Source organism: Leclercia barmai (assembly GCF_049312895.1).
Classification (GTDB): Bacteria; Pseudomonadota; Gammaproteobacteria; order Enterobacterales; family Enterobacteriaceae; genus Enterobacter; species Enterobacter barmai.
The window spans coordinates 189,122-207,462 of sequence record NZ_JBMNWZ010000001.1; the positions used below are offsets into that span (position 1 = coordinate 189,122).

Here is an 18,341-nt window from a genome sequence, read left to right on the forward strand (position 1 = left end):
CGGGGACCTTGGTGGCGTTTAAAGTGTGGGGGCATTTTACGGGAAGGTTACATTACTGTAAACATGATTAGGCCTGTGTCAGGAACGTGTTACCGGGTTCTGCCGGATAAGTCACACATGTTGCAAAATATGACCATTTCCAGATGGGAGTCCCGCCGCACGCGGCTTATAACGAATCCAGCCCTGTCTGGGGGGCAAAAAGGGTAATTGGTATAACCATTGTGAAAAAGATACAAATAATTAACAATTAATTATCAATAAAAAGACAAACAAAAAACGGAAAATTAATCTTTCGTTTGCTGAATCGGTTAACGAAATTAGTGCTTATTACAGCTTCCAATAATTTCCGGAATTCTAAGACGCACAAAACAACAAATATTTTTTTTAATAGGACAGGTTTATTTGCCGTTATAATTTCGCAGGGTGATTACAACGGCAAATAACGTTTTTTTATTTTAAGCCGCCTGGGTTTTTCGCATTGCCAGATAGTCGAGCAGTGCCCCGGTCACGATGCCGACCAGCGCCAGCAACGCCCCAACATCAAGCAGCAGCAGGGCAAAAGGCAGATCGAGTGCGGTGGTGGCATTGATAATCAGCACAACCAGCCACAGCGCCAGCATCAGACAGCCCGCCAGCAATACGCGTAAGGCGAAGCGATAGGCCGACGGGTAGAGCGTCCTTTCCATAAAGTGTTCGGTCTGCTGGGTATATTCCAGCGAACGACGGCATATTAATAACAGGAGCAGCCCTGGAATAGCTGCAAACACAGAAAACAGATAGAACTCCGCCCAGCCATGCGCTTCAACAAACCAGCCCGCGATAGGGCCGACGTAGACCCGACCCACCGCAGAGAGCGCAGAGAGCAGGGCGAACTGCGTGGCAGAGAAGGATTTATTGCACAGGGTCATCAGCAGTGCGACAAAGGCGGCTGTCCCCATCCCGCCACACAGGTTTTCGAAGAACACCGCCGCCGCCATGCTGAGCATATGCTTATCGGTGATGGAGAGCAGCCAGTAACCTGCGTTGGATACTCCCTGAAGAATGCCGAATATCAGCAGGGCGCGGAACAGGCTTAAGCGCTGCATTAGTACGCCGCCGTACAGCGCGCCGATAATCGTGGCAATCAGCCCCAGGGTTTTGTTCACGACCCCCACCTCGCCGGCATCAAAGCCCACGCCGCGGATCAGGAAGGTCGTTGTCAGACTCATCGCAAACGCATCGCCAAGTTTATACAACACAATCAGCAGCAGAATGAGCCAGGCGTTGTTGCGGCCAAAGAAGTCGCGCAGCGGTTCAGCGACAGCCTGTTCCAGGGAGCGCGGAACGGGGATCACGTCGCTCGGCTCCGGGGCAAGGAACGTGGCGATCATGCAGGGAATAAGCAGGGCGGCCATCAGCCAGTACATTCCCTGCCAGCCGAGGTATCTGTCTGCCAGCCACAGAGCCAGTCCGCCCGAGACCAGCATGCCCAGACGGTAGCCGAGCACGCTGATAGCGGCACCGGCTCCACGCTCTTCGGCTGAGAGCACGTCCGTTTTCCAGGCATCAAACACGATATCCTGCGATGCGGAACAGAAGGCGATTACCACCGCCAGCGCGGCCATCCAGCGAAGCTGTGACGCCGGTTCAAGGAAGCCCATGGCGGCAACCGCCAGCAGCAGCATCGCCTGGGTCATCAGCAGCCAGCCACGACGCCTGCCGAGGAAAGGCGGCGTGTAGCGGTCCATCATGGGTGACCACAGGAACTTAAACACATAGGCCTGGCCGACCAGAGAGAAAAAGCCGATGGTTTTAAGATCGATATTTTCGACGGTCATCCACGCCTGTAGCGTGCCGGAGGTCAGGGCAAGAGGTAAACCGGAGGCGAAACCAAGGATCAGCAGGATAGCTGATTTAGGCTGCTGGAAAATGCGTAAATATTGACTGGACATGGGCTAAAACTGACCCGACCGGGAGTCGGGTCAGTGGGCAGACTTAACGTGCGTTCTGCTTGATGAACTCGTGAATGCTGGTGTCCTGCGCCATGTCGGCGATGGTGTCGGTCAGCACGCTGTTAACCGCGTTAGCAATGTTCTGGTTGGAAGCCTGGAAGGCACCTTCAACGGAGTAGCTTGCACGGTAGTTTTTGTTCATCTTATTGCCGTTCTTCGCGGTAGCGATGATGGCGATATCGGCTTTGGTGGCGATGTTATAGCGCACGTTGCCCTGAGAGACGTCTGCATACAGGTTGTTCACGATGATCTGCAGATCGACCGCGCCGCTTGGACCAATCATATAACCGCGGGAGGTCATCTGCTTCTCAAGCACTTCCTGCAGCAGGAAACGCAGGTCGCGGGAAGCGGTCAGGGTGACCACCTGGTTGTCGCGGGTGACTTTCGCCAGCGCCTGATCGCGACGCTGATCCGCACCGTTGATGCTCACGGTCACGCCCATCAGGCTTGGATCCTGCTGCGGCAGAGTGATTTTTGGTGAAACATCAATGGTGGTTGGTGGAGTTGCGCAGCCCGCCAGCATAAACAGGGCGACTAAAGGGAAAAAGAGTTTTTTTAACATGTTCAGGCTCTCAAGGAATCGTAAGCATATATAGAAAAAAATTGCCGCCATCATAACATCGCCAACGGCAAGGGGAAGTGGTCAACGCATGTAAATTCATCGCCTTGTCTGAAAACTGACCACCTGAAACGCTTTTCCGTTATTCTGGCGACAAATCGACGCTTCCCTTATATGACTTCATACGGTTGAATGAGAAAATCAGACGAAAGCTAAATTTTTGTTGTCTTGTTGTTATGCAAGCGGTAAAAGCGGCTAACATTTAAAGGGATGGGTGACATCTCAGCGTTGTCGGAGGAGTAATTTCATGATGATACGTGAACAGATTGAAGATAAGTTAAGGGCGGCGTTTGAACCTGTGTTCCTTGAAGTCGTCGACGAAAGCTATCGTCATAACGTACCGGCAGGCTCTGAAAGCCACTTTAAGGTGGTGCTGGTCAGCGACCGTTTCGCTGGCGAGCGTTTTCTCAATCGTCACCGTATGATTTACGGAACCCTGACGGAGGAGCTCTCGACCACGGTCCACGCGCTGGCGTTACACACATATACGATCAAAGAGTGGAAGGGGTTACAGGATACGATTTTCGCGTCGCCGCCGTGCCGGGGAGCCGGGACGATCGCGTAATAAATCCTGTTTGCAACAACGGGAACTTTTCCAGTATGTTGCATAAAGAATACGTCAAAGCGGCCTGCGGGCCGTTTTGTTTTGTCCGGGTTTTGAGCCGGTGGCGCGATTTTAAGGCTAAAAATAGCCTTAAATTGTGAAAAAAGCCGCAGCAACATGCGCCAACCGTTCTCGACTCACTAAAGTGATGCCGCTATAATGCCGCGTCTTAATGAATGTCTTCGGGATGATTCTGGCGACAGGGAATGTGAATCTGCTACAAGAGAGCATCCCGGTATTGCGAGGCAAATTCAGAGTTGACCGAGCACTGTGATTTTTTTGAGGTAACAAGATGCAAGTTTCAGTTGAAACCACTCAAGGCCTTGGCCGCCGTGTAACGATTACAATCGCTGCTGACAGCATCGAAAACGCTGTAAAAAGCGAGCTGGTCAACGTAGCGAAGAAAGTCCGTATTGACGGCTTCCGCAAGGGCAAAGTACCAATGAATGTCGTTGCTCAGCGTTATGGCGCTTCTGTTCGCCAGGACGTGCTGGGTGACCTGATGAGCCGCAACTTCGTTGACGCGATCATCAAAGAAAAAATCAACCCAGCCGGTTCCCCGACCTATGTTCCGGGCGAATACAAACTGGGCGAAGACTTCACCTACTCCGTAGAGTTCGAAGTTTATCCAGAAGTTGAGCTGAAAGGTCTGGACGCGATTGAAGTTGAAAAACCAATCGTTGAAGTGACTGAAGCTGACGTTGACGGCATGCTGGACACCCTGCGTAAGCAGCAGGCGACCTGGAAAGACAAAGACGGCGCTGCTGATGCAGAAGACCGTGTCACCATCGACTTCTCCGGCTCTGTAGACGGTGAAGAGTTCGAAGGCGGCAAAGCGTCTGACTTCGTACTGGCAATGGGCCAGGGTCGTATGATCCCAGGCTTTGAAGACGGTATCAAAGGCCACAGCGCTGGCGAAGAGTTCACCATCGACGTGACCTTCCCGGAAGAGTACCACGCTGAAAATCTTAAAGGTAAAGCGGCTAAGTTCGCGATTACTCTGAAGAAAGTTGAAGACCGCGAACTGCCAGAACTGACTGCAGATTTCATCAAACGTTTCGGCGTTGAAGATGGTTCTGTTGAAGGTCTGCGTGCGGAAGTGCGTAAAAACATGGAACGCGAGCTGAAAGGCGCCGTGCGTAACCGCGTTAAGTCTCAGGCGATCGAAGGTCTGGTTAAAGCTAACGAAATCGAGATCCCGTCTGCCCTGATCGACAGCGAAATCGACGTTCTGCGCCGTCAGGCTGCACAGCGTTTCGGTGGCAACGAGAAACAAGCTCTGGAACTGCCACGTGAACTGTTCGAAGAGCAGGCTAAACGCCGCGTAGTTGTTGGCCTGCTGCTGGGCGAAGTGATTCGTACCCACGAGCTGAAAGCTGACGAAGAGCGCGTTAAAGGTCTGATCGAAGAGATGGCTTCTGCCTATGAAGATCCATCAGAAGTTGTTGCTTTCTACGGCAGCAACAAAGAGCTGATGGAAAACATGCGTAACGTCGCACTGGAAGAGCAGGCTGTTGAAGCCGTTCTGGCCAAAGCGAAAGTGTCCGAAAAAGCCACTTCCTTCAACGAACTGATGAACCAGCAGGCGTAATTCTGCCCGCTTCGTTTAAAGTTTGAGCGAAAAACCCGTTGCCGTCTGGCGACGGGTTTTTTTTATCACAGTTATAAATCACGAAGCGTGATAAAACGCTTTTTCAGTGTTAGCGTTACACCAAAAGATTGTTATGCTTGAAATAGGGCTGAGCCGCCCCCATTAGTGGGGAAGTAGTATTAAAGAGACTGGCTGATAATCCGTCCGCAAGGTTACAATCAGTACAGCAGGTATTTTCATTTTTTATCCAGGAGACGGAAATGTCATACAGTGGCGAACGAGATAACTTTGCACCCCATATGGCGCTGGTGCCAATGGTCATTGAACAGACCTCTCGCGGTGAACGTTCTTTTGATATCTACTCCCGTCTGCTTAAAGAACGCGTTATCTTCATGACCGGCCAGGTGGAGGACCACATGGCGAACCTGATCGTAGCGCAGATGCTGTTTCTGGAAGCGGAAAACCCGGAAAAAGACATTTACCTGTACATCAACTCCCCGGGTGGCGTGATCACCGCCGGGATGTCCATTTACGACACCATGCAGTTCATCAAGCCTGATGTGAGCACCATTTGTATGGGCCAGGCAGCATCGATGGGTGCATTCCTGCTGACTGCAGGGGCGAAAGGCAAGCGTTTCTGCCTGCCGAACTCGCGCGTAATGATTCACCAGCCGCTGGGCGGGTACCAGGGCCAGGCCACAGATATTGAAATTCATGCCCGTGAAATTCTGAAAGTAAAAGGGCGCATGAATGAACTTATGGCTCACCACACGGGTCAATCACTTGAGCAGATCGAGCGCGATACCGAGCGCGATCGCTTCCTGTCCGCACCAGAGGCAGTTGAGTACGGCTTAGTCGACTCCATTTTGACCCATCGTAATTGATGCCCACGACGCGGGTGTGCCGCTATACTATGGTAGGGCGGCACTTTGCTTACGAGCAGCTTGCGTCTGAGAATGGCATTTGCGTCGTCATGTGCGGCACAAAGAACTTAAAAAGAGGTTTTGACTCATGACAGATAAACGCAAAGATGGATCGGGCAAACTGCTTTACTGCTCTTTTTGCGGCAAAAGCCAGCATGAAGTGCGCAAACTGATTGCCGGGCCATCCGTGTATATCTGCGACGAATGTGTCGACTTATGTAACGACATCATCCGCGAAGAGATTAAAGAAGTTGCACCGCACCGCGAGCGCAGCGCGTTACCGACCCCGCACGAGATCCGTCATCACCTTGACGACTACGTCATCGGTCAGGAACAGGCGAAAAAAGTGCTGGCAGTGGCGGTGTACAACCACTACAAACGTCTGCGTAACGGGGATAACAGCAACGGCGTTGAGCTGGGCAAAAGTAACATTTTGCTGATCGGCCCAACCGGTTCCGGTAAAACCCTGCTGGCAGAAACGCTGGCACGCCTGCTGGATGTTCCCTTCACCATGGCTGATGCCACCACCCTGACCGAAGCCGGTTACGTGGGTGAAGATGTGGAAAACATCATCCAGAAACTGCTGCAGAAGTGTGATTACGATGTGCAGAAAGCACAGCGCGGTATCGTGTATATCGATGAGATCGACAAAATCTCACGTAAATCCGATAACCCGTCGATCACCCGTGACGTTTCCGGTGAAGGTGTGCAGCAGGCATTGCTGAAGCTGATCGAAGGGACGGTTGCCGCTGTTCCACCACAGGGTGGTCGTAAGCATCCTCAGCAGGAGTTCCTGCAGGTTGATACCTCCAAAATCCTGTTTATCTGTGGCGGCGCGTTTGCCGGTCTGGATAAAGTCATCGCTAACCGTGTTGAAACCGGCTCGGGTATTGGCTTTGGCGCTACGGTGAAAGCCAAGTCTGAAAAAGCAAAAGAAGGCGAACTGCTGATGCAGGTTGAGCCAGAAGATCTGATCAAGTTTGGTCTGATCCCTGAGTTCATTGGTCGTCTGCCGGTTGTGGCCACGCTGACTGAACTGAGCGAAGATGCGCTGATTCAGATCCTGAAAGAGCCGAAAAACGCCCTGACCAAACAGTACCAGGCGTTGTTCAATCTGGAAGGCGTTGAGCTGGAATTCCGTGATGAAGCGCTGGATGCGATTGCCAAGAAAGCAATGGCACGTAAAACCGGTGCGCGTGGCCTGCGTTCTATCGTTGAAGCAGCCCTGCTCGATACCATGTACGACCTTCCTTCAATGGAAGAGGTCGAAAAAGTGGTTATCGATGAGTCCGTCATTGCCGGCCAAACCAAGCCGCTGCTGATTTACGGCACGCCGGAAGCGCAGCAGGCATCTGGCGAATAATTCACCAGACCATACAAGCAGTTAATCAAAAAGGGGGGATTTAATCCCCCCTTTTATTTTTCCGTAAACATGGCGTTGAATGTGTGGGAAACATCCCCATATACTGGATTACATGTTAATGGTTATGTGAAGCACAGTCTCATGACCAGCTTACCTGGCGGACACTAAACTAAGAGAGAGCTCTATGAATCCTGAGCGTTCTGAACGCATTGAAATCCCCGTATTGCCGTTGCGCGATGTGGTGGTTTATCCGCACATGGTCATACCCTTATTTGTAGGGCGGGAAAAATCTATCCGTTGCCTTGAAGCCGCCATGGATCATGATAAAAAAATCATGCTGGTTGCGCAGAAAGAAGCATCAACGGATGAGCCGGGTGTAAACGATCTTTTCACCGTCGGGACCGTGGCCTCTATTTTACAAATGCTGAAGCTGCCTGACGGCACCGTGAAGGTGCTGGTTGAGGGGCTGCAGCGTGCGCGTATTACCACGCTGTCGGATGATGGCGAACACTTTGCAGCAAAAGCGGAATACCTCGACTCGCCTCAGCTTGATGAGCGTGAGCAGGAGGTGCTGGTACGCACCGCGATCAGTCAGTTTGAAGGCTACATCAAGCTGAACAAAAAAATCCCACCAGAAGTGCTGACGTCGCTGAACAGCATCGACGATCCTGCGCGTCTGGCAGACACCATCGCAGCGCACATGCCGCTGAAGCTGGCTGACAAACAGTCCGTGCTGGAGATGTCCGACGTTAACGAGCGTCTGGAATATCTGATGGCGATGATGGAGTCTGAAATCGATCTGCTGCAGGTTGAGAAACGCATTCGCAACCGCGTTAAAAAGCAGATGGAAAAATCTCAGCGCGAGTACTATCTGAACGAGCAGATGAAGGCCATTCAGAAAGAGCTCGGCGAGATGGACGACGCGCCGGACGAAAACGAAGCGCTGAAGCGTAAGATCGACGCGGCAAAAATGCCGAAAGAGGCGAAAGAGAAAGCGGAAGCCGAGCTGCAGAAGCTGAAAATGATGTCTCCGATGTCGGCTGAAGCGACCGTCGTGCGCGGCTATATCGAGTGGATGGTGCAGGTTCCGTGGAACGCCCGCAGCAAGGTCAAAAAAGATCTGCGTCAGGCTCAGGAGATCCTGGATACCGACCACTACGGTCTGGAACGTGTGAAAGACCGCATCCTTGAGTATCTCGCGGTTCAGAGCCGTGTTAATAAGCTCAAGGGCCCAATTCTGTGCCTGGTAGGGCCGCCGGGGGTGGGTAAAACCTCTCTGGGACAGTCCATTGCCAAAGCCACCGGACGTAAATATATCCGTATGGCGCTGGGCGGCGTGCGTGACGAAGCGGAAATCCGCGGTCACCGTCGGACCTATATCGGTTCCATGCCGGGCAAACTGATCCAGAAAATGGCGAAAGTGGGCGTTAAAAACCCGCTGTTCCTGCTGGATGAGATCGACAAAATGTCGTCCGATATGCGCGGCGATCCGGCTTCAGCCCTGCTTGAAGTGCTTGATCCAGAGCAGAACGTGGCGTTCAGCGATCACTACCTGGAAGTGGACTACGATCTGAGCGATGTGATGTTCGTGGCGACTTCTAACTCCATGAACATCCCGGCACCGCTGCTGGATCGTATGGAAGTGATCCGTCTTTCTGGCTACACCGAAGACGAAAAACTGAACATCGCCCGTCGTCACCTGCTGTCGAAGCAGATTGAACGTAACGCACTGAAAGAGAGCGAACTGACCGTCGATGACAGCGCGATTATCGGCATCATTCGTTACTACACCCGTGAAGCGGGCGTGCGTAGCCTGGAGCGTGAAATCTCCAAGCTGTGTCGTAAAGCGGTGAAACAGCTGCTGCTCGACAAGACGTTGAAGCATATTGTGATCAATGGCGACAACCTGCACGAGTACCTCGGTGTTCAGCGCTACGACTATGGTCGTGCGGACAGCGAAAACCGCGTAGGCCAGGTGACCGGTCTGGCGTGGACGGAAGTGGGCGGCGATCTGCTGACCATTGAAACCGCCTGTGTACCGGGTAAAGGCAAGCTAACCTACACCGGCTCGCTGGGTGAAGTGATGCAGGAGTCCATTCAGGCTGCGCTGACCGTGGTGCGCGCGCGTGCGGAGAAACTGGGTATTAATCCGGACTTTTACGAAAAACGCGACATTCACGTTCACGTGCCGGAAGGGGCGACGCCGAAAGATGGCCCAAGCGCGGGTATTGCGATGTGTACCGCCCTGGTGTCTTGCCTGACCGGTAACCCGGTGCGTGCCGATGTAGCCATGACCGGTGAAATCACCCTGCGTGGTCAGGTATTACCGATTGGTGGTTTGAAAGAAAAACTGCTGGCAGCCCACCGCGGTGGCATTAAAACGGTTCTCATCCCGCATGAGAACAAGCGCGATCTGGAAGAGATTCCGGACAACGTTATCGCCGATCTGGAGATCCATCCGGTGAAACGTATTGAGGAAGTTCTGACACTTGCACTGCAGAATGAGCCTTCAGGAATGCAGGTTGTGACCGCAAAATAGTGACCTCGCGCAAAGAGCGTCAATAAAAACAAGGCTGGTGAGCTATTTCGGGCTTGCCAGCCTTTTTTTGTATAGCTAATTTAGATTGCTGATTGGGCCAGCCATCAACAACGGGTGTTGTAAGGTCATGGCAGGCCTGATATAACTGCTGCGCGGTCGCGTTGTGAAGGATTCAGACGCGATATAAATTATAAAGAGAGGAAGAGAAGAGTGAATAAATCTCAACTGATTGACAAAATTGCTGCGGGTGCTGATATCTCCAAAGCTGCGGCTGGACGTGCGTTAGATGCTTTGATTGCTTCTGTTACCGAATCTCTGCAGGCTGGGGACGACGTAGCGCTGGTAGGTTTTGGTACTTTTGCTGTTAAAGAGCGTGCTGCCCGTACTGGCCGCAACCCTCAGACCGGTAAAGAGATCACCATCGCTGCTGCTAAAGTTCCGGGCTTCCGTGCCGGCAAAGCGCTGAAAGACGCGGTAAACTGATCGCTTTCTTACTTCAGGGAAGTTGAAAAGTACAAGGGCGCATCATTTGATGTGCCTTTTTTGTTTGTCCAGACCTGATTTATGTGAGTTTATGCGAGTTGTGGGCTGACAATCGCCCCGGTTTCTTGTCACAATACGCCTTTACGCGCTGCGGTCAGGATTCCCGCCAGCGTCAGGTCACCAGTCACCTACAGCGGAGTGTGGTTACACCATGATGGACAGCTTACGCACGGCTGCTAACAGTCTCGTGCTCAAGATTATTTTCGGTATCATTATCGTGTCGTTCATTTTGACCGGCGTGAGCGGATACCTGATTGGCGGTAGTGCAAACTACGCCGCAAAAGTGAACGACCAGGAAATCAGCCGTGGGCAGTTTGAGAATGCATTTGCCGGTGAACGTAACCGCATGCAACAACAGCTGGGCGACCAGTTCTCTGAACTGGCGGCGAATGAAGGGTATATGAAGAACCTGCGTCAGCAGACGCTGAACCGTCTTATCGACGAGGCGCTGCTGGATCAGTATGCCCGTGAACTCGGTCTGAGCATCAGCGATGACCAGGTTAAGAAAGCGATTTTCGTCACCCCTGCTTTCCAGAATAACGGCAAATTCGATAACTCCCGTTATACCGCCATCGTTAATCAGATGGGGATGACGCCGGATCAATACGCTCAGGCGCTGCGCAATCAGCTCACCACTCAGCAGCTTATCAACGCTGTCGTGGGCACCGACTTCATGCTCAAAGGCGAAGCGGATGAACTGGCGACGCTGGTTTCTCAGCAGCGCGTCGTGCGCGAAGCCACTTTCGACGTCAATGCTCTGGCTGCTAAACAGCAGGCGAGCGATGAAGAGGTCAAAAGCTACTACGAGCAGAACAAAAACAACTTCACCGCGCCGGAGCAGTTCCGCGTGAGCTACATCAAGCTGGATGCGGCTGCGATGCAGGAAAACGCCACCGATGCCGAGATCCAGTCTTACTACGATCAGCATCAGGATCAGTTCACTCAGCCACAGCGTAATCGTTACAGCGTGATTCAGACCAAAACCGAAGCCGACGCTAAAGCGGCGCTGGATGAGCTGAACAAAGGCACCGATTTCGCCACCGTCGCAAAAGAGAAATCCACGGATATCATCTCTGCGAAAAACGGCGGTGATATGGGCTGGCTGGAAGACGCGACCACCCCGGACGAGCTGAAAAATGCCGGCCTGAAAGAGAAAGGTCAGCTTTCTGGCGTCATCAAATCCTCCGTTGGCTTCCTGGTTGCGCGTCTGGATGATGTTACCCCTGCGACCACCAAACCGCTGGCGGATGTCCACGATGAGATCGCCGCGAAAGTGAAGCAGGAGAAAGCGCTGGATGGCTTCTATGCCTTACAGCAGAAAGTGAGCGACGCGGCCAGCAATGACAACGAATCGCTGGCGGGCGCAGAGCAGGCTGCAGGCGCGAAAGCGGTGACCACCGGTTGGTTTGGTCATGACAACCTGCCGGAAGAGCTGAACTTCAAGCCGGTAGCAGATGCCATCTTCAATGGCGGTCTGGTAGGCGAAAATGGCACCCCGGGCAGCAACTCCGACATCATCTCTGTTGATGGCGATCGCGCTTTCGTACTGCGCGTGAGCGAGCATAAGCCAGAAGCGATCAAGCCGCTGGACGAGGTGAAGGATCAGATTACGGCGCTGGTGAAACACAACAAAGCCGTGCAGCAGGCGAAGCTGGATGCTGAAAAGCTGCTGGCTGACCTGAAAGCCGGTAAAGGTGATGAGGCGCTTAAAGCGGCTGGCCTGAGCTTTGGTGAGGCGAAAACCCTGAGCCGTACCGGTCAGGATCCGATTAGCCAGGCGGCATTCGGCCTGAGCCAGCCGGCGAAAGACAAGCCGAGCTTCGGTATCGCCAACGATATGCAGGGCAACGTGGTCATTCTGGCGCTGGACGAAGTGAGAGCGGGCACCATGCCGGAAGCACAGAAGAAAGCGATGGTTCAGGGTATTACCCAGAACAATGCGCAAATTGCTTTCGAGGCGCTGATGAGCAACCTGCGTAAAGAAGCCAAAATTAAGCTGGGCGATATCATGACTCAGCAGTAATTACGGCGCTGCTCGCAAGTTTAAGCAACGTACTGCAATACCAAAAGGCCGCTTTCGCGGCCTTTTCCATTTCTGCAATCTGCTGTTTGTTCCTGAAAAGCGGTCCGACTAAGGTGAGGGGGCTGTCAACAAACAAGGAGAAAGCAGCATGAAACATGGAATCAAAGCCCTTTTCGTCACGCTTGCTATCGTCACGGCGGGGATGAGCCACAGCGCGCTGGCGGCGACACCGGCGGCCAAAACGCAGGTGTCGCAGAGTAAGGCCGATGTACCGCCCGCGGCCTCCACTTCGCAACAGTCGAAAGCAGTAGAAGAGGATAAGACGCGGGTTAGCATCAATACCGCATCGGCGGAAGATCTGGCAAAGGTGATGAATGGCGTGGGTATGAAGAAAGCGCAGGCGATTGTCAGCTACCGCGAAGAGTACGGCCCGTTTAAAACGCTGGACGATCTCAGGCAGGTACCGGGTATGGGTGGGGCGCTGGTGGAGCGTAATCTTGCGCATCTGACGCTGTAATAACTTGCACAGTGGCAAAAATTTGCCAGGATAAAGAGGTCATACCAGTTATGACCTCTGAATCTTATAATTAACTACCCTAAAGGCTATTGCGCTATGCAGACCCAAATCAAAGTACGCGGCTACCACCTTGATGTTTACCAGCACGTGAATAACGCTCGCTATCTGGAGTTCCTCGAAGAGGCGCGCTGGGATGGCCTGGAAAACAGCGACAGTTTCCAGTGGATGACGGCACACCGCATCGCTTTTGTCGTGGCGAATATCAATATCAACTATCGCCGTCCCGCAGTGCTCAGCGATTTACTGACCGTGACCAGCCAGTTGCAGCAACTGAACGGTAAAAGTGGCGTGCTGAGTCAGGTGATAACCCTGGAGCCGGAAGGGCAGGTGGTGGCAGATGCGTTAATTACCTTTGTCTGCATCGATCTGAAAACGCAGAAAGCGTTGCCGCTGGAAGGGGAGTTACGTGAGAAACTGGAACTATTAATCAAATAACCCGCCGTGTGATGCCGGGCGAAGCAACGCTTTCACCCGGCAGACTGGCGCAGATTATTTCAGGCCGGTTTTCTTTTTCAGGGCCGCCATCACCCCGGCTTTATCCGCCAGATAGTGATTCAGGCCGTTGGCGCGCAGGTTACACGCCGCGCACTGTCCACAGCCATCGCCTTTGATACCGTTATAGCAGGTCAGGGTTTCGGTACGCACCAGATCCAGCTTGCCCCAGTAGTCGGCCAGGGCCCAGGTTTCGGCTTTATCCAGCCACATCAGCGGCGTTTCGAAGCGGATATCTTTGGCCATACCGAGGTTCACGGCGTGGTTGAGGGCTTTCACAAACTCATCGCGACAGTCAGGATAGCCCGAGAAGTCGGTTTCACACACGCCGGTGATCACCGCTTCGGCTTTCACCTGGTACGCGTAGATTGCCGTCAGGGTCAGAAACAGGATGTTACGCCCCGGCACGAAGGTATTGGGAATACCCTCTGCGTCCGGCTCATAGTCGGGTACCGGGATACTGTCGCGGGTAAGGCTGCTCACCGCCAGTTCGTTAAGCAGGGTAACATCCAGCACCTTATGCGCCCGCGCGCCGAGCTTAACGGCCAGTTTCTGCGCCACCTCGATCTCTTCGCTATGGCGCTGGCCATAGTCAAAGGTGACACAATGGACTTCATCATATTGCTGCAGAGCCTGCACCAGACAGGTGGTGGAATCCTGGCCTCCACTGAACACGACAACAGCACGTTTCATAAGACTTCCCAACGTTGAAGATTAAAGACATATGGTAACGTCTGCCCGTGGTGGCGACCAGCTTCTTCACGTTTTCGGTGCGGGTAGCCAGGCCTCGGTAAAATCAAACCAGCCGCGCGGATTCAGCCGGATACCGTTTACCCCCGGCGGGGCGCTGATCTGGTACTGATAGTTGAACAGCGGGGTCAGCACGGCCTGCTCCATCAGGCGGGAATAAACCTCCTTCAGCGCCAGATGGCGGGCAGAGGCGTCTGGCTGCGTCTGCACAGCATCCAGAGTCGCCATCAGGTGGGCAAACTGCGGCGCGCTGAGCAACCAGGACCACAGCGTGTCGCAGCGCAACCACTGCTCAAGGGTGTACTCTGGCGCCTCGCCAATTAATCTGTCCCCCATCATGATATCGGCGTCCGCGAGCGCGGTGCAGCCATCCCAGGTTTTCGCGTCGTGAAAAATCACCCTGAGCTCGCACCCTTCCTGGGCCAGATAGCGTTTAAGCTGCTCCGCCATGGTATGCAGTTCCACCGGCAGGTGATAAAGCAGGGTAAGCGTCTTCGGCAGAACGGTTTCCTGTTCCCGGGTCCACTGGGGGATCGACCAGCCAGGCAGTAACTCCTGGGTCGGGGTGATGAGATTCTCGTCCAGCGGCAGGGTATGCAGAAGCGATGTGTGATGAATAATATCAATCACCCTGCGGGCCTGCGCTTCGCTTAGTCGGTCACTCTGCTTCAGGGTGAGGTAGCAAAAACCGAGGCTAATACTGTTACTGACCAGCCGCAGGCTGGCAAGCTCCTCCGGCTCGCCAATGGCGATCTGCACCGGATGACGACAGCTGGTGCCTAAATCCTGGTCAAAAAGCTGAGGGGTGATCCAGAATTCGATCGCTTTCAGCAGCGGATGGCCGAGATGATACTGCTCGTGGCTCTCCAGCCGGACAAGGTCGGGATCGAAGATCGCCAGGCGAAACGGTCCGCTGCCGATTAAAGGCTGTTCAGGATGGGCAAGATGGCTGCAATAGCTTGCCAGACGGTGCGCCAGCCAGTAGTCGGGGTGATGTAACACAATGGTCAGGCACTGGGGATGCGTGACCTCTATCTGCTTCACGCTGTTAAACAGTTTGCGCAGGGCGGGAAGGGTCAGCAGCTTCGCCAGCTGGCTCTGGAGCTGGGCGGCCTCGATTTTATCGCCGTTATGCCAGTGCAGGGTTGAGCGGAGGTAGAAGTGCCAGCGTAATCCGTCAGATGCGATCTCCCAGTGATGCGCCAGATCGCCCGCAGGCTCGCTGCGGGTGTCGTTGAAGCGCGTCAGACCGGAAAAGATCTGCCCCACCAGATGCTGTTCAGCGCGGCCCGGTAAAAAGCCCGGCCGGAGCGGATCGAGCGGGCGATAATATGGAATACGCAGCGTCGGGGTATCGTTCTGCCACTGTCCGCCCAAAAAAGGATGCAGCAGGGCACGCAGAGCCTGGGGGGCCAGCTGGGCCAGCGCGAGCGCGTTGTGCTGCTGTCCGCTCTTCAGCGCCTCTTCCATCATCGCGTTACGTAACGACTCCGGCGTGACGTGGAATCGCAGCTCGCCGCGTTTTCCGCGTCCGGATTGCGCGTGCCAGCTCAGCCAGCCAGCCTCCTGCGCCTGTCGCAGCAGCGTGCGCACATGCCGTTCACTGCAAAAACAGCGGCTGGCCAGTTCGGCCACGCTCACCTGCTGAGGCGCACCGGCAGAGGGCTGCCACAGGCGCTGGAACTGATTAAGTCGATTAAGCTGGCGCATCGTAAACCCGGAACAATAATTTCCATCTATTCAGTATTACTTCCGTATATAACAGGCAATACTGATGCACAAGTTAATCCCCTTCACATTTTCGGAGTTCCCATGGCGCGGCTGGCTGCATTTGATATGGACGGCACCTTATTAATGCCGGATCACCGTTTAGGTGACAAAACGCTGAGCGTCCTTAAGCGTCTGCACGAACGTGACGTTACGCTCACCTTCGCCACGGGCCGACATGTGCTGGAGATGCGCCATTTAATGGGCGCGCTCTCCCTCGACGCCTTTTTGATTACCGGCAACGGAACGCGTATTCACTCCGTGGAGGGTGATGTGCTTTATCGTCAGGATCTCGCCCCGGATGTGGCTGAACAAGTGCTGCACAGCACCTGGGATACCCAGGCCAGTATCCATGTTTTTAACGATACCGGGTGGCTGACAGGAAAAGACATCCCGGCGATGCTCGAAGCGCACGTCTACAGTGGCTTTCAGTATCAGCTGACCGACCTGCGCCGTATTCCGGCCCATGCGGTAACCAAAATTTGTTTCTGCGGCGATCATGACGATCTGTGCCGCCTGCGCATTCAGCTCAACGAGGCGCTGGGCAACCGCGCGCATCTCACCTTCTCGGCGATCGATTGCCTGGAGGTGCTGCCGGTCGGATGCAACAAAGGTTCCGCTCTGGCGGTACTGAGCGAGCATCTGGGGCTGAGCATGCAGGAGTGTATGGCGTTTGGCGATGCGATGAACGATCGCGAGATGCTGGGCAGCGTAGGGCGCGGCCTGATTATGGGCAATGCGATGCCGCAGCTGATCGCCGAGCTCTCGCATTTACCCGTTATTGGACACTGCCGCAACGAGGCCGTGTCCCATTTCTTAACCCATTGGCTGGATACACCCGATCTTCCTTATTCCCCCGAATAGTGAGACCCTTCCAGCAAGCCAGACGAAAGTCTGGCTTTTTTTATTTCACCAGCCGGGCAATTTCTGCCAGCCACGGCGCCACATCGCCAATATTCGCTTTTACCCATTCGGCGTTGTAGTAGGTGTCCAGGTAGCGCTCGCCGCTGTCGCACAGCAGAGTAACGATGGAGCCGGTTTGCCCCGCGTCACGCATCCGCGCCGCCAGCTGCAACGCGCCCCACATATTGGTCCCGGTGGAGGCACCCACCTTGCGACCGAGCTGGGTTTCCAGCCAGTGAGCGGTGGCAACGCTGGCGGTATCGGGCACGCGGAGCATCTCGTCCACTACATCCGGGATAAACGAAGGCTCGACGCGCGGGCGGCCAATCCCTTCAATTTTGCTGCCCACCGGGCTGCGCAGGGCCGGATCGCGCTGCTGCCAGTAATCGAGGAACACCGAGTTCTGCGGGTCCACTACCATCAGGCGAGTATCATAACCCTGGCAGCGAATATAGCGGCCAATGGTGGCCGAAGTGCCGCCGGTTCCGGCGCTCATCACGATATGCGTCGGCACCGGGTGGGGTTCATTTTGCATCTGCCGGAAGATACTGTCGGCAATGTTGTTGTTACCGCGCCAGTCGGTTGCCCGCTCTGCGAAGGTAAACTGGTCCATATAATGGCCGTTCAGTTCCCGGGCCAGCATTTCTGATGCGGCATAAATTTCACAGGCGCTTTCCACAAAGTGGCAGCGTCCGCCATAAAATTCGATCTGTTCGATTTTGCGTTTTGCCGTGCAGGAGGGCATAACGGCGATAAACGGCAGTCCAAGCAGGCGGGCAAAATAGGCCTCAGAGACGGCGGTTGAGCCGGAAGAGGATTCAATAATGGTGGTGCCCTCATTGATCCAGCCGTTACACAGCCCGTACAGGAACAGCGAGCGCGCCAGACGGTGCTTCAGGCTGCCGGTCGGGTGGGTGCTTTCGTCCTTCAGATAAAGCTGGATACCCGGAAAGCCGGGCAGGGCGAGGCGAATAAGGTGTGTATCCGCCGAGCGCTGATAATCGGCGTTAATTTCACTGATGGCGTTTTTAACCCAGGTGCTATTCATCGAAGTAATCCGTTTGTCATTTTGTGCCCAGCATAGCGAAAAGCACAGAAAAAATTGTTGCTATCTGGCCTTTAAAATAGAATGAGAAGAGAAAATTTTTCTCTGCGGGGGTGGGTGTGCTAGATAAAATTGACCGTAAGCTGCTGTCCTTACTGCAAAGCGACTGCACCCTCTCTTTGCAGGCGCTGGCGGATGCCGTTAATCTGACCACCACGCCCTGCTGGAAACGCCTTAAGCGACTCGAAGACGAAGGCATTTTGCTGGGACGCGTGGCGCTGCTCGATCCTGAAAAACTGGGGCTTGGCCTGACCGCGTTTGTGCTGATAAAAACGCAGCACCACAGCAGCGACTGGTACTGCGGATTCGTCAGCGTGGTATCACAGATGCCGGAAGTGCTGGGCTTCTGGCGCATGGCGGGCGAATACGACTACCTGATGCGCGTTCAGGTGGCGGACATGAAGCGCTATGATGATTTCTATAAACGGCTGGTCAACAGCGTGCCAGGTCTGTCGAATGTCACCTCCAGCTTCGCGATGGAACAGATAAAATACACCACCGCCTTACCCATTGAATAACTTCCCGGCGCTGCCGGAATACGATCCTCAGGA

At 54.1% G+C, this 18,341-nt stretch carries 16 protein-coding genes; 11 read left to right on the top strand and 5 right to left on the bottom strand.

Features of this window, described 5'->3' with window-relative positions:
* Positions 1-455: 455 nt before the first annotated feature.
* Positions 456-1,931: a muropeptide MFS transporter AmpG gene (gene ampG, locus ACOYA6_RS00850; protein ID WP_039032376.1), complete on the bottom strand. Its 1,476-nt coding sequence runs from the start codon at positions 1,929-1,931 to the stop codon at positions 456-458.
* Between the two features lie 43 nt (positions 1,932-1,974).
* Positions 1,975-2,553, bottom strand: a complete 579-nt coding sequence (locus ACOYA6_RS00855; protein ID WP_039032377.1) for a lipoprotein — start codon at positions 2,551-2,553, stop codon at positions 1,975-1,977.
* A gap of 304 nt (positions 2,554-2,857) precedes the next feature.
* Here ACOYA6_RS00855 and bolA point away from each other — a divergent pair, with 304 nt between their 5' ends.
* The 9 genes from bolA (at position 2,858) to ACOYA6_RS00900 (ending at position 13,208) form a co-directional block, all read left to right on the top strand.
* Complete coding sequence (gene bolA, locus ACOYA6_RS00860) at positions 2,858-3,175, top strand: transcriptional regulator BolA (RefSeq protein WP_039032378.1); 318 nt, start codon at positions 2,858-2,860, stop codon at positions 3,173-3,175.
* A 331-nt stretch (positions 3,176-3,506) separates the two neighbouring features.
* Entirely contained in the window at positions 3,507-4,805 is a 1,299-nt protein-coding gene (gene tig, locus ACOYA6_RS00865) for a trigger factor (protein ID WP_039032379.1), read from the top strand.
* Positions 4,806-5,065: 260 nt separating this feature from the next.
* Complete coding sequence (clpP, locus tag ACOYA6_RS00870; protein ID WP_032616835.1) at positions 5,066-5,689, top strand: ATP-dependent Clp endopeptidase proteolytic subunit ClpP; 624 nt, start codon at positions 5,066-5,068, stop codon at positions 5,687-5,689.
* A 127-nt stretch (positions 5,690-5,816) separates the two neighbouring features.
* On the top strand, positions 5,817-7,091 hold the full coding sequence (clpX, locus tag ACOYA6_RS00875; RefSeq protein ID WP_039032380.1) for an ATP-dependent protease ATP-binding subunit ClpX: 1,275 nt from the start codon (positions 5,817-5,819) through the stop codon (positions 7,089-7,091).
* A 184-nt stretch (positions 7,092-7,275) separates the two neighbouring features.
* Entirely contained in the window at positions 7,276-9,630 is a 2,355-nt protein-coding gene (gene lon / locus ACOYA6_RS00880; protein ID WP_039032381.1) for an endopeptidase La, read from the top strand.
* 210 nt (positions 9,631-9,840) lie between these two features.
* On the top strand, positions 9,841-10,113 hold the full coding sequence (hupB, locus tag ACOYA6_RS00885; protein WP_002444653.1) for a nucleoid-associated protein HU-beta: 273 nt from the start codon (positions 9,841-9,843) through the stop codon (positions 10,111-10,113).
* Positions 10,114-10,324: 211 nt separating this feature from the next.
* Positions 10,325-12,196, top strand: a complete 1,872-nt coding sequence (gene ppiD, locus ACOYA6_RS00890; RefSeq protein ID WP_422653855.1) for a peptidylprolyl isomerase — start codon at positions 10,325-10,327, stop codon at positions 12,194-12,196.
* Positions 12,197-12,344: 148 nt separating this feature from the next.
* A complete protein-coding gene (locus ACOYA6_RS00895; RefSeq protein WP_039032383.1) occupies positions 12,345-12,713 on the top strand; it encodes a helix-hairpin-helix domain-containing protein in 369 nt (122 codons plus the stop codon).
* Positions 12,714-12,809: 96 nt separating this feature from the next.
* A complete protein-coding gene (locus tag ACOYA6_RS00900) occupies positions 12,810-13,208 on the top strand; it encodes a YbgC/FadM family acyl-CoA thioesterase (protein WP_039032384.1) in 399 nt (132 codons plus the stop codon).
* A gap of 54 nt (positions 13,209-13,262) precedes the next feature.
* On the opposite strand, the gene queC is transcribed toward ACOYA6_RS00900, so the two are convergent.
* Both queC and ACOYA6_RS00910 read right to left on the bottom strand, forming a co-directional pair.
* Positions 13,263-13,958, bottom strand: coding sequence for a 7-cyano-7-deazaguanine synthase QueC (queC, locus tag ACOYA6_RS00905; RefSeq protein WP_422653856.1), 696 nt, complete (start codon positions 13,956-13,958; stop codon positions 13,263-13,265).
* A 66-nt stretch (positions 13,959-14,024) separates the two neighbouring features.
* A complete protein-coding gene (locus ACOYA6_RS00910; RefSeq protein ID WP_039032386.1) occupies positions 14,025-15,725 on the bottom strand; it encodes an SgrR family transcriptional regulator in 1,701 nt (566 codons plus the stop codon).
* 102 nt (positions 15,726-15,827) lie between these two features.
* Between ACOYA6_RS00910 and cof the strand changes: the two genes are divergently transcribed.
* Complete coding sequence (cof, locus tag ACOYA6_RS00915; RefSeq protein ID WP_039032387.1) at positions 15,828-16,646, top strand: HMP-PP phosphatase; 819 nt, start codon at positions 15,828-15,830, stop codon at positions 16,644-16,646.
* A gap of 40 nt (positions 16,647-16,686) precedes the next feature.
* On the opposite strand, the gene ACOYA6_RS00920 is transcribed toward cof, so the two are convergent.
* Positions 16,687-17,733 carry a PLP-dependent cysteine synthase family protein gene (locus ACOYA6_RS00920; RefSeq protein WP_039032388.1) on the bottom strand — a complete coding sequence of 349 codons (1,047 nt, stop codon included), beginning with the start codon at positions 17,731-17,733 and terminating at the stop codon, positions 16,687-16,689.
* 116 nt (positions 17,734-17,849) lie between these two features.
* Between ACOYA6_RS00920 and ACOYA6_RS00925 the strand changes: the two genes are divergently transcribed.
* A complete protein-coding gene (locus ACOYA6_RS00925) occupies positions 17,850-18,308 on the top strand; it encodes an Lrp/AsnC family transcriptional regulator (RefSeq protein ID WP_039032389.1) in 459 nt (152 codons plus the stop codon).
* Positions 18,309-18,341: the final 33 nt, after the last annotated feature.